The following is a 12800-nucleotide window of genomic DNA, read 5'->3' as shown; positions in this document are numbered from 1 at the left end:
GAGGGTATGAATGATGTTTAAAAACTTTCCTTTTTTTAAAGGTAAAAAGGACACATCGTTTGATCATCTCGTTGAAGAAGTGAAAAAAGGATATATCCCAGAACATATTGCCATCATTATGGATGGGAATGGAAGATGGGCAAAGAGGAGAGCAATGCCTCGTATTGCGGGACATCATGAAGGTATGCAAGTTGTAAAGAAAATTACAAAATTTGCAAGTAAACTTAATGTGAAAGTGTTAACTCTCTATGCTTTTTCAACTGAGAACTGGAAAAGACCGAAAAAGGAAGTTGATTATTTAATGAAGCTTCCAGAAGAATTTCTAGGTACATTTTTACCAGAATTGATTGAAGAAAACGTACAAGTCCGAGTAATAGGGCAAAAAGATCGTCTTCCTACGCATACACGCAGAGCGATGGAGAAAGCCATGGAAGATACGAAAGAGAATACGGGATTAATTCTTAATTTCGCGTTAAACTATGGAAGTCGAGATGAAATCGTTTCTGCTGTGCAACATATGATGAAAGATAATGAGGAAGGAAAAATTCGTTCTGAAGAGGTAAGTGAAGAAATGCTTTCCTCCTACTTAATGACGAGTTCTTTACCTGATCCAGAGTTGTTAATCCGAACAAGCGGAGAGCTACGTATTAGTAATTTCATGTTATGGCAAATTGCATATTCGGAGTTTTGGTTTACAGACGTGTATTGGCCAGACTTCAAAGAAGAACATTTGCTAAATGCGATTACTGACTTTCAACATAGAGGGCGCAGATTCGGAGGCGTGTAGAAAGAGAGGGTTTGGTAGTGAAACAGAGAATTATTACTGGAGTGGTTGCTGCCGCGCTATTCATTCCCATCGTAATATACGGTGGCGTGCCTTTTACGGTTTTAGTGTATGCACTTGCTTCTATAGGTTTATATGAATTAATTCGTATGAATAAGCTTACGCTTATTTCAGTACCGACAGTTTTAGCTGCAGTATTATTGTGGATTCTTTTAATTCCAAGTAGTGCATCAAAACTGTTTACATGGATTGGATTAGGTAAATTGGAAATCACATTTGTGATTGTTTTATTACTTTTATCATATACAGTCCTTTCTAAGAATACATTTACTTTTGATAATGCTTCATTTTTACTGATGGCAACGACATATGTGGCAATGGGATTCTTATATTTAAATGAAACGAGAATATTAGGAATTAAATATGTATTTTGCGCATTATTTGTTATATGGGCTACTGATTCAGGCGCATATTTCGTAGGAAAAGCATTGGGCAAGAGAAAATTGTGGCCAGAAATTAGTCCAAATAAAACGATTGAAGGTTCATTAGGCGGCATCGTTTGTGGAATTATTGTGGCACTTGTTTACAACGTGTTCTTCCCAGTCGAATCGAATGTAGTAATTTTAATTGTGCTGACAATTATCATTTCTATTTTTGGACAAATTGGTGATTTAGTACAATCTGCTTTTAAACGTCATTATGGCGTAAAAGATTCAGGTACAATTTTACCTGGACATGGTGGTATATTAGACCGAACAGATAGTTGGTTATTCGTTTTACCAATTCTCTACTTCTTATTACAATACAATTAATAAATGAACGAGGGGTTGGAGTCATGAAAAACATTAGTTTATTAGGTGCAAGCGGATCAATTGGTACACAAACTTTAGATGTATTACGCTCGCACCCAGACCAATTCCGTCTCGTTGCTTTTTCTGTAGGGAAAAATATTGACTACGCAGTAAAGGTAATTCAAGAATTTTCTCCGCAAATCGTCTCTGTGCAAAGAGAGGAAGATGTTTTAAAATTACAATCTGTTTCTGGTAATACAAAAATTGTATATGGTAGTGAAGGGCTTTTAGAAGTAGCATTACATCCAGATGCGGAGATTGTAGTAAATGCTGTTGTAGGTAGCGTAGGGTTGTTACCAACACTTCGTGCAATTGAGGCGAAAAAAACAATTGGAATTGCAAATAAAGAAACGTTAGTAACTGCAGGACATCTTGTAATGGAAGCAGCACGAAAACATAATGTTTCGTTACTTCCAGTAGATAGTGAACATTCGGCTATTTTTCAGTGCTTGAATGGTGAAAATGAAAAAAGAATTTCTCGTCTTATTATAACGGCTTCTGGTGGAAGTTTCCGTGATAAAACGAGGGATGAATTGCATCATGTGACCGTAGAAGATGCGCTTCGACATCCAAACTGGTCAATGGGTTCGAAAATTACAATTGATTCTGCTACAATGATGAATAAGGGACTAGAAGTAATTGAAGCACATTGGCTTTTTGGTATCCCTTATGAGCAAATCGATGTTGTTTTACATAAAGAAAGTATTATCCATTCTATGGTTGAATTTGAAGATCGTAGTGTAATGGCGCAGCTTGGTTCACCTGATATGCGAGTACCAATTCAATACGCACTTACATATCCTGATAGATTGCCTCTTTCAGACACAAAACAGTTAAACTTATGGGAAATAGGGACGTTGCATTTTGAGAAAATGGACCAAGAACGATTCCGTTGTTTACGTTTTGCGTATGAAGCTGGAAAAGCAGGTGGAAGTATGCCAGCTGTAATGAACGCAGCGAATGAAGTAGCTGTTGAAGCCTTTTTACAAAAGAGAATTGGTTTCTTAACAGTGGAAGACCTCATTGAAAAAGCAATGAACCATCACAATGTCATTGCACGACCGAGCTTAGAGGAAATTTTGGAAATTGATGCGGCCACAAGACGGTTTGTGATGGAACAAATTTAGCAAAGGTGGTTATGGAATTGAATACAGCGATTGCCTTTATATTAATTTTCGGTGCACTCGTATTTTTCCATGAGCTAGGGCATCTATATTTCGCAAAAAGAGCAGGTATTTTATGCCGCGAGTTTGCGATTGGTTTTGGTCCGAAAATATTCTCATTTGAAAAGAATGAAACGGTGTATACGATTCGATTACTGCCCCTTGGTGGCTATGTAAGAATGGCTGGCGAGGATGCGGACACAGTTGAGTTAAAGCCTGGGAAAAAGGTTGGCCTTGTATTAAATGAAAAAGACGAAGTTGTGAAATTAGTTTTTGATGGATATGAAAAGTATCCAAATGTTCGTGTTATTGAAGTCGAACAAGCTGATTTGGAGCATAATTTAACAATTTCGGGCTATGAAGAGTACGAGGAAGAGCTTCAAACATTCCGAGTGAATGAAAAGGCTCGTATTATTACTGCGGGGGAAGAAATTCAAATTGCTCCGTATAATAGACAATTTGGCTCGAAAAAACTAGGGCAACGCGCTTTAACAATCTTTGCGGGTCCTGCAATGAACTTCATTTTAGCATTTGTTATTTTTGTGATTCTTGGATTTGTACAAGGGGTTCCTATTGACAAACCAATGGTCGGAAAAGTGATGGATAACAGTGCAGCACAGCAAGCTGGATTGAAAGAGAATGATACAATTCAAGCTATTGATGGGAAAAACACAAGTACATGGAAAGATGTTGTTACTATTGTACGTGAAAACCCAAATAAAGAAATTACGTTACAAGTAAAGCGTAATAATGAACAGTTTAATGTGAAAGTAACGCCAACACTCGATAAAGAAGGGAAAGACGAAGTTGGTAGAATCGGTGTGTATTCTCCTGTAGAGAAAACAGTAATGGGTTCTATTAAATCAGGATTTGAACAAACGTACCAATGGACGAAACTAATTTTTGAATCTCTTGTTAAATTAGTAACTGGTCAATTTTCTATTAATGAGTTATCAGGTCCAGTAGGAATTTATAATCTAACAGATCAAGTTGTAGATTATGGGTTTACGCGTGTACTAAGTTTAGCTGCAGTTCTAAGCATTAATCTTGGTTTATTTAATTTATTACCAGTTCCTGCTTTAGATGGTGGCCGTTTATTCTTCTTCTTAATTGAAGCGTTACGAGGGAAACCAATTGATCGCCAAAAAGAAGGAATGGTTCACTTTATTGGTTTTGCATTATTAATGTTACTTATGTTAGTTGTAACTTGGAATGACATTCGTAAGTTTTTCTTGTAAAATAAAGTGAAACTTATAATGAAATAGAGCTCGTAGAATAAAATCCCTCACCTAACTCGAGGTGAGGGGTTTTACTGCGTGTAAGAGTAAAATGAAGAGGTGCAAATAAATGAAACAAAGTATGGTATTCAGTCCTACATTACGTGAAGTTCCAGCTGATGCTGAAATTAAGAGTCATCAGCTATTACTTCGTGCAGGTTTTATGCGTCAAAATGCTTCTGGTATTTATAGCTTTCTACCATTTGGATTAAAAGTATTACACAAAGTAGAACGTATCGTTCGAGAAGAAATGGAGCGCGCAGGAGCTGTAGAATTATTAATGCCAGCTATGCAAGCTGCGGAATTGTGGCAAGAATCAGGTCGTTGGTATTCTTACGGATCTGAATTAATGCGTATGAAAGATCGTAATGCTCGTGAATTCGCATTAGGAGCGACACATGAGGAAGTAATTACGGATCTTGTGCGTGATGAAGTGAAATCATATAAAAAATTACCGTTAACATTATACCAAATTCAAACAAAATTCCGTGATGAGCAAAGACCTCGTTTCGGCTTATTACGTGGAAGAGAGTTTCTAATGAAAGATGCATACTCTTTCCATGCTACACAAGAGAGCTTAGATGAAGTATACGATCGTTTATATAAAGCATACTCTAACATTTTTGCTCGCTGTGGCTTGAATTTCCGTGCAGTTATTGCTGATTCTGGAGCAATGGGCGGAAAAGATACACATGAATTTATGGTATTATCTGATGTTGGTGAAGATACAATTGCATACTCTGACACATCTGATTATGCAGCAAACATCGAAATGGCTCCTGTTGTAGCTACGTATACGAAGAGTGACGAAGCAGAAAAAGCACTTGAAAAAGTAGCAACACCAGACCAAAAAGCAATTGAAGAAGTATCTGCATTCTTAAACATTGCAGCTGACAAGTGCATTAAGTCTATGGTGTTTAAAGTAGATGAGAAATTAGTAGTGGTACTTGTTCGTGGTGATCACGAAGTAAACGATGTGAAAGTGAAAAATGTATACGGCGCTTCAGTTGTTGAGCTTGCTTCTCATGAAGAAGTAAAAGCATTATTAAATTGTGAAGTTGGTTCATTAGGACCGATTAATGTAACAGGTGATATCGAAATTATTGCTGATCATGCTGTAGCATCAATTGTTAACGGATGTTCAGGAGCGAATGAAGAAGGATTCCATTATGTAAATGTAAATCCAGAACGTGACTTTAAAGTAAGTCAATATACAGATTTACGCTTCATCCAAGAAGGAGACCAATCTCCAGATGGAAACGGAACAATTCTTTTTGCACGCGGAATTGAAGTTGGTCATGTATTCAAATTAGGAACTCGTTATAGTGAAGCAATGAACGCAACATTCCTAGATGAAAACGGAAAAACACAACCACTTATTATGGGTTGTTACGGTATCGGTGTATCTCGTACAGTGGCAGCAATTGCAGAGCAGTTTAACGATGAGAACGGCTTAGTTTGGCCAAAAGCTGTAGCACCGTTCCATGTGCATGTAATTCCAGTAAATATGAAATCGGATGCACAACGTGAAATGGGTGAAAATATCTACAACTCATTACAAGAACAAGGCTATGAAGTGTTATTAGACGATCGTGCAGAACGTGCAGGTGTTAAATTTGCAGATGCAGATTTATTCGGTCTTCCAGTTCGTGTTACAGTTGGTAAAAAAGCAGACGAAGGTATTGTAGAAGTGAAAGTACGTGCTACAGGTGAGTCTGAAGAAGTAAACGTAGAAGAACTTCAAACATATATTGCAAATATTTTAAAATAAGAAGAGGTACCTCGTAATGGGGTACCTTCTCTTTCTTTGTAAACGTATTTTGTAAAAGAAGAGGTGAGAAATCTTTCTTTGTGGTACGTTTCAATTTATAATAGCAAATGGAAGGAGAGTGCTTATGTCTTTAACAAATGAACAACAAGAGCGATTTCAAATTTTGCTCCAGCAGTTGCAAATACCAGACGACCTTATAAATCAATATTTACAAGGCGGTGGTATTGAAAGGCTCGTTATTGATAAAGCGAATAAAAGTTGGCATTTTGATTTACAGGTGCCACGTATTTTGCCTACAGAATTATATGAATTGCTAGAAACAAAGCTTAAGCAATCATTTTCTCATATTGCAAGAACAACATTTGCATTAGAAACAGAGAATAAACAATTTACAGAAGAAGAAGTGAGGGCGTATTGGCCGCTTTGTACGGAACGAATTACATTTTCACCTATGTTCGCATACTTAAAGAAGCAGCTTCCGCAGGTGAATGGAGTGAAGTTGCTAATAAATGTGAATAACGAGCTGGAGTCTACTGCTTTAAAGAAAAACGTTGCGAAACCAGTAGGGGATCAATACGAAGTTTTTGGATTCCCGCGTTTTCAGTTAGACACACATATACAGCAAAATACAGAAGAAATGCAAAAGTTTCGTGAACAAACGCAGCAAGAAGACCGCGAGCGTGTTATACAAGCTATGGAAGAAATGGCGAAGAAGCAAGCTGAAGAAAGCAGCGTTGTGTATGAAGGACCGATTACACTCGGGTATCTTATTAAGCCAGATGAAGAGATTACACCGATGCGAGAAATTCAAGATGAAGAAAGAAGAAAAACGGTTCAAGGATATGTCTTCCATGTAGAAACAAAAGAGCTTCGTAGTGGACGTACGTTATTAACTTTAAAAATAACGGATTATACGGATTCTATTATGATCAAAATGTTCTCGCGTGACAAAGAAGATATTCCAATGCTGCAATCCTTGAAAAAAGGAATGTGGGTGAAAGCGCGTGGTTCTGTTCAAAACGATACATTCGTTCGAGATTTAGTAATGATTGCAAATGATATTAATGAAATAACAGGACCGTCTCGTAAAGATAAAGCACCAGAAGGCGAAAAACGAGTAGAGCTGCATCTCCATACTCCGATGAGTCAAATGGACGCTGTCACTCCAGTTTCTAAGCTTGTTGCTCAAGCTGGTAAATGGGGACATGAGGCTATTGCGGTTACAGACCATGCCGTGGCTCAGTCCTTCCCAGAGGCGTATTCTGCGGGGAAGAAGGCTGGAGTTAAAGTTATATATGGTGTAGAAGCAAATCTAGTTAATGATGGTGTACCGATAGCGTATAACGAAGCGCATCGTTTACTTGCAGAGGAAACGTATGTTGTTTTCGACGTTGAGACGACAGGTTTATCAGCTGTATACGATACAGTCATTGAGTTGGCTGCCGTAAAAGTAAAGGGTGGCGAAATTATTGATCGCTTTGAATCTTTCGCAAATCCACATCAACCATTATCAGCGACGATTATTGAATTGACAGGTATTACAGATGATATGTTAACTGATGCACCTGAAGTGGACGAAGTGTTTAAAAAGTTTGAGGAATGGATGGGCGACCATACACTTGTTGCTCATAACGCGAGCTTTGATATGGGCTTTATTAACGTAGGTTTTAAAAAGGCTGGACTAGAAAAAACGAATAACCCCGTTATTGATACGTTAGAACTTGCACGATTCTTATTCCCAGAAATGAAAAATCATCGATTAAATACGATGTGTAAAAAACTTGATATTGAATTAACACAACATCACCGTGCGATTTATGATACAGAAGCGACGGGATATTTACTTGTGAAAATGTTGAAAGACGTAATTGAAAAGGGATTTGAATATCACGATCAATTAAATGATAGCATGGGACAAGGGGATGCGTATAAGCGTGGCCGTCCAAGTCATATGACGTTACTTGCCACATCAGATGTTGGATTGAAAAATTTATATAAACTTGTTTCATATTCTCACCTTAATTACTTTTACCGTGTACCACGTGTGCCGAGGTCACTATTAAAAAAATACCGTGAAGGAATTTTAGTAGGAACGGCTTGTGATAAAGGTGAAGTGTTCGAGGCAATGATGCAAAAGGCACCTGAAGAGGTAGAAGAAATTGCCCAGTTCTATGATTACATTGAAGTAATGCCTCCAGAGGTGTTGCGTCATTTAGTAGAACGTGAACTTGTTCGAGACGAAGGTCAATTAAAAACAATTATTTCTAACTTAGTAAAACTAGGTGAGACGTTAGATAAACCAGTTGTTGCTACAGGAAACGTGCATTATTTAGACCCTGAGGATGCAATGTATCGTAAAATTTTAGTCAGTTCGCAGGGCGGAGCCAATCCGTTAAATCGACATTCATTACCGCCAGTACATTTCCGTACAACTGATGAAATGTTAGAATGTTTTTCATTCTTAGGTGAAGACAAAGCGAAAGAAGTTGTTGTAACAAATACACAAAAGATTGCGTCATTAATTGGTGATGTGCATCCAGTAAAAGACGATCTATACACACCGAAAATTGAAGGTGCTGATGATGAAACGCGTGATATGAGTTATAAAATGGCGCGTAGCATTTATGGTGAAGAGCTACCGGAAATTGTAGAAGCACGTTTAGAAAAAGAATTAAAAAGTATTATTGGGCATGGATTCGCCGTAATTTATTTAATTTCACATAAGCTTGTGAAAAAATCGTTAGTAGACGGATATCTAGTAGGTTCGCGTGGATCGGTAGGGTCATCATTTGTTGCAACGATGATGGAAATTACAGAAGTAAACCCATTACCACCACACTATGTATGTCCGAAGTGTAAGCAATCAGAATTCTTTAATGATGGTTCTGTAGGTTCTGGTTTTGACTTACCAGATAAAGAATGCCCTGCTTGTAATATTCCATATGTAAAAGATGGACATGACATTCCGTTCGAAACGTTCCTTGGATTTAAAGGAGATAAGGTACCCGATATCGATTTGAACTTCTCCGGGGAATACCAACCACGTGCCCATAACTATACGAAAGTACTGTTCGGTGAAGACTATGTATATCGTGCAGGAACGATTGGTACAGTTGCGGAAAAAACTGCTTACGGATATGTAAAAGGTTATGCAAATGATCATAACTTAACGATTCGAAATGCAGAGATTGATCGCTTAGTAGCAGGGTGTACCGGTGTAAAACGTACAACAGGACAGCATCCAGGCGGTATTATCGTTGTGCCAGATTACATGGATATCTTTGATTTCTCACCAATACAGTATCCAGCTGATTCAATTGGTGCTGAATGGAGAACAACGCATTTTGATTTCCACTCGATTCATGATAATTTATTGAAACTTGATATACTAGGACACGATGATCCGACCGTTATTCGTATGTTACAAGATTTAAGTGGTATTGATCCGAAAACAATCCCAACGGATGATCCAGAAGTAATGAAAATTTTCTCTGGTCCAGAATCGTTAGGGGTAACGGAAGAACAAATTAACTGTAAAACAGGTACACTTGGTATACCAGAGTTTGGTACAAAATTCGTAAGACAGATGTTAGAAGAGACAAAACCGACGACATTCTCAGAGTTAGTCCAAATTTCTGGACTATCACATGGTACTGACGTATGGCTTGGTAATGCAAACGAGTTAATTTATAACGGTACATGTACGCTGAGCGAAGTTATCGGTTGTCGTGATGACATCATGGTATATTTAATCTATCAAGGTCTAGATCCATCATTAGCCTTCAAAATCATGGAGTCGGTTCGTAAAGGTAAAGGTGTACCGGAAGAATGGGAAGAAGACATGAAAAATAATAATGTACCAGGTTGGTATATTGATTCATGTAAGAAGATTAAATACATGTTCCCTAAAGCCCATGCGGCTGCTTACGTACTTATGGCTGTACGTATCGCATACTTTAAAGTACATTTTGCACTGTTATTCTATGCCGCATATTTTACAGTTCGTGCAGATGATTTTGATGTAGAGGCAATGGCGAAAGGTTCAGCATCTATACGTGCAAGAATTGATGAAATTGCTCAAAAGGGACTCGATGCTGCGCCGAAAGAGAAGAGTTTATTAACGGTACTAGAAATGACACTTGAAATGTGTGAGCGTGGATACTCATTCCAAAAGGTGGATTTATACCGCTCACATGCAACAGAATTTATTATTGATGGAGATACATTAATCCCTCCATTTAATGCAGTACCTGGTCTTGGCACAAACGCAGCTTTAAGTATTGTAGAAGCACGTAAAAATGGAGACTTCTTATCAAAAGAAGACTTGCAACAGCGAAGTAAGGTTTCGAAAACAATTATTGAGTATTTAGATAGCCAAGGTTGTTTAGGAGACTTACCGGATCAAAACCAGTTATCACTGTTCTAGTAGGTAGGAAAAGTCTTTGCAAATCAACATTTCCTATGATATACTATTAACCGAGATAACCATGTCATGTATATTGTGTAAAGAAAAGAGTGGGGAAACCCACTCTTTCGTGTTACTGTCTATGTTTTATCTACGTAGATAGGTAAAAGATTTCTGTCGTATATACATATTTTGTTACAAGTTTTACTTCTTAAATTTGGTAATACTAAGACAGATAATCCCTGCTGAACAGCAGGGGCTTTTGTTAGCTAACGAGAAAGAATAAGATAGACCGTTTTTAAATTGGCGGGGTCTTCTTCTTTTAAATGGTACATGACGGCAGGAAGGAGGCTGTTTATGGATAAGAAAGTCACAGAAGTTGTAGAAGCATTTGCGCAGCCGATCGTTGAAGAGTTAAATCTTGAACTTGTAGATGTAGAGTATGTGAAAGAAGGACAAGACTGGTTCTTACGCGTATTCATCGATTCTGAAAAGGGAGTCGACATTGAAGAATGCGGTGCGGTAAGTGAACGTTTAAGCGAAGCTTTAGATAAAGAGGACCCAATTCCTCATCTTTACTTTTTGGATGTATCATCTCCTGGAGCGGAACGCCCATTAAAGAAAGAAAAAGACTTCCAGCAAGCGGTAGGAAAACAAGTGGCAATTAAAACATATGAGCCGATTGATGGTGAAAAGATGTTTGAAGGAAAGCTGCTTTCTTACGATGGTACAACAATAACATTATTATTAACAATTAAAACACGTAAAAAAGAAATCCAAATTTCGATGGATAAAGTCGCAAATGCGCGACTTGCTGTTACGTTTTAGTTAGAAGGGGGATCTTCATGAGCACTGAGTTATTAGATGCTTTGCTCGTATTAGAATCTGAAAAAGGCATTAGCAAAGACATTATTATTGATGCGATTGAAGCAGCTTTAATCTCTGCTTATAAGCGCAATTTTAATCAAGCACAAAACGTTCGTGTGAGCTTTAACCCAGAAGTGGGAACAATTCAAGTTTTAGCACGTAAAGACGTAGTAGACAATGTGTTTGATCCACGTCTTGAAATTTCTGTAGAGGAAGCAAGACAAATTAATCCAAACTATCAAGATGGTGACGTACTAGAAATTGAAGTAACACCAAAAGACTTTGGTCGTATTGCAGCACAAACTGCAAAACAAGTTGTAACACAACGAGTGCGTGAAGCAGAGCGCGGTGTTATTTACTCTGAGTTTAGTGACCGTGAAGAAGATATTATGGTAGGTATTGTACAACGTCAAGATGCTCGTTTCATCTATGTAAGCTTAGGAAAAGTAGAAGCTTTATTACCTGTAAGTGAGCAAATGCCTAATGAGCAATACAAACCACATGATCGTATTCGCGTATTCATTACGAAAGTAGAAAAAACGACAAAAGGACCACAAATTTACGTATCACGTACACATCCTGGTCTTTTAAAACGTTTATTCGAAATGGAAGTTCCTGAAATCTATGATGGAACTGTAGAAATTCGTTCTGTAGCACGTGAAGCTGGCGATCGCTCTAAGATCTCTGTATATGCAGAGAACACTGATGTTGATCCAGTTGGTTCTTGTGTAGGACCAAAAGGGCAACGTGTACAACGCATTGTAGACGAATTAAAAGGTGAAAAAATTGACATCGTTCGCTGGTCAAATGATCCAGTTGAATATGTTGCAAATGCATTAAGCCCATCACAAGTTGTTAAAGTACTTGTAGATGAAGAAGAAAAAGCGACAACAGTAGTTGTTCCAGACCACCAGCTATCATTAGCTATCGGTAAGCGTGGACAAAATGCACGTCTTGCAGCTAAATTAACAGGCTGGAAAATTGACATTAAGAGTGAGTCTGATGCGAAACAACTTGGTATTGTAACAGAAGAAGATAGCGTAATCGCATTTGGATTCGATTCAGTGGAAGACGAAATCGAATAGAGGTGATGAGTATGAGCAATCGAAAAGTTCCGTTACGAAAATGTGTTGCAACGCAAGAAATGAAATCAAAACGAGAGCTCGTTCGCATTGTTCGTTCCAAAGAGGGAGAAGTGTCCATTGATTTAACTGGGAAAAAATCAGGACGAGGTGCTTACTTGTCGAAGGACAAGGAGAGCATTCTTCAAGCTCAAAAGAAAAATGTTTTGGAACATCATCTAAAAGCGAAAATCGACGGTTCTTTATATGAAGAGCTTCTTGAGCTTGTTGAGAAGGAGTCGAAATAAGTGTCCGATTGGAAATCGTTTTTAGGGCTAGCAAACCGGGCTCGGAAAATTATTTCGGGTGAAGAACTCGTTTTAAAAGAAGTACGAAGTGGCAAAGCAAAACTTGTATTGCTATCTGAAGATGCGTCAGTAAATACTACAAAACGCATCACAGATAAAACTACGTACTACAACGTACCAATGAGAAAGGTCGAAAATCGACAACAATTAGGGCATGCGATTGGGAGAGATGAGCGAGTCGTTGTAGCTGTGTTAGATGAAGGCTTTGCGAAAAAGCTGCGTAGCATGCTCGATACAAATTACCGGGGGTGAA

Annotated in this window: 10 protein-coding genes; all 10 read left to right on the top strand. The window is 38.1% G+C overall.

Going from position 1 to position 12800, the window contains the following annotated elements:
• Nucleotides 1-10 precede the first annotated feature (10 nt).
• The 10 genes from uppS to NST90_RS17875 all read left to right on the top strand — a co-directional run bounded on the left by uppS (nt 11) and on the right by NST90_RS17875 (nt 12799).
• Nucleotides 11-787, top strand: a complete 777-nt coding sequence (gene uppS / locus NST90_RS17920; RefSeq protein WP_000971296.1) for an isoprenyl transferase — start codon at nt 11-13, stop codon at nt 785-787.
• A gap of 17 nt (nt 788-804) precedes the next feature.
• Nucleotides 805-1596 carry a phosphatidate cytidylyltransferase gene (gene cdsA, locus NST90_RS17915; protein ID WP_000813594.1) on the top strand — a complete coding sequence of 264 codons (792 nt, stop codon included), beginning with the start codon at nt 805-807 and terminating at the stop codon, nt 1594-1596.
• Nucleotides 1597-1619: 23 nt separating this feature from the next.
• A complete protein-coding gene (gene dxr / locus NST90_RS17910; protein WP_000790373.1) occupies nt 1620-2762 on the top strand; it encodes a 1-deoxy-D-xylulose-5-phosphate reductoisomerase in 1143 nt (380 codons plus the stop codon).
• A gap of 17 nt (nt 2763-2779) precedes the next feature.
• Nucleotides 2780-4036: an RIP metalloprotease RseP gene (gene rseP, locus NST90_RS17905; protein ID WP_283748072.1), complete on the top strand. Its 1257-nt coding sequence runs from the start codon at nt 2780-2782 to the stop codon at nt 4034-4036.
• Nucleotides 4037-4145: 109 nt separating this feature from the next.
• Complete coding sequence (locus NST90_RS17900; RefSeq protein WP_000814300.1) at nt 4146-5846, top strand: proline--tRNA ligase; 1701 nt, start codon at nt 4146-4148, stop codon at nt 5844-5846.
• Between the two features lie 124 nt (nt 5847-5970).
• Complete coding sequence (locus tag NST90_RS17895) at nt 5971-10272, top strand: PolC-type DNA polymerase III (protein WP_000060005.1); 4302 nt, start codon at nt 5971-5973, stop codon at nt 10270-10272.
• 336 nt (nt 10273-10608) lie between these two features.
• Nucleotides 10609-11079 (top strand): ribosome maturation factor RimP, encoded by a 471-nt coding sequence (gene rimP / locus NST90_RS17890; RefSeq protein ID WP_000359096.1) that lies wholly within the window; start codon nt 10609-10611, stop codon nt 11077-11079.
• A 17-nt stretch (nt 11080-11096) separates the two neighbouring features.
• A complete protein-coding gene (gene nusA, locus NST90_RS17885) occupies nt 11097-12203 on the top strand; it encodes a transcription termination factor NusA (protein ID WP_000102604.1) in 1107 nt (368 codons plus the stop codon).
• 11 nt (nt 12204-12214) lie between these two features.
• Entirely contained in the window at nt 12215-12487 is a 273-nt protein-coding gene (locus tag NST90_RS17880; RefSeq protein WP_000071127.1) for a YlxR family protein, read from the top strand.
• On the top strand, nt 12488-12799 hold the full coding sequence (locus NST90_RS17875) for a YlxQ family RNA-binding protein (RefSeq protein ID WP_001286523.1): 312 nt from the start codon (nt 12488-12490) through the stop codon (nt 12797-12799).
• The last annotated feature ends 1 nt before the right edge of the window (nt 12800 follow it).

It is taken from the genome of Bacillus sp. FSL E2-8900 (assembly GCF_037966225.1).
Classification (GTDB): Bacteria; Bacillota; Bacilli; order Bacillales; family Bacillaceae_G; genus Bacillus_A; species Bacillus_A cereus.
The sequence above is the reverse complement of the archived record's forward strand: the minus strand, read 5'-3'. Positions and strand labels throughout refer to the sequence as shown.

Excerpts from the sequence above, each read along its gene's own strand:
- nusA (WP_000102604.1), top strand. The coding sequence starts at position 11,097 with ATGAGCACTGAGTTATTAGATGCTTTGCTCGTATTAGAATCTGAAAAA.
- NST90_RS17900 (WP_000814300.1), top strand. The coding sequence starts at position 4,146 with ATGAAACAAAGTATGGTATTCAGTCCTACATTACGTGAAGTTCCAGCT.
- NST90_RS17895 (WP_000060005.1), top strand. The coding sequence starts at position 5,971 with ATGTCTTTAACAAATGAACAACAAGAGCGATTTCAAATTTTGCTCCAG.
- rimP (WP_000359096.1), top strand. The coding sequence starts at position 10,609 with ATGGATAAGAAAGTCACAGAAGTTGTAGAAGCATTTGCGCAGCCGATC.
- NST90_RS17880 (WP_000071127.1), top strand. The coding sequence starts at position 12,215 with ATGAGCAATCGAAAAGTTCCGTTACGAAAATGTGTTGCAACGCAAGAA.
- dxr (WP_000790373.1), top strand. The coding sequence starts at position 1,620 with ATGAAAAACATTAGTTTATTAGGTGCAAGCGGATCAATTGGTACACAA.
- uppS (WP_000971296.1), top strand. The coding sequence starts at position 11 with ATGATGTTTAAAAACTTTCCTTTTTTTAAAGGTAAAAAGGACACATCG.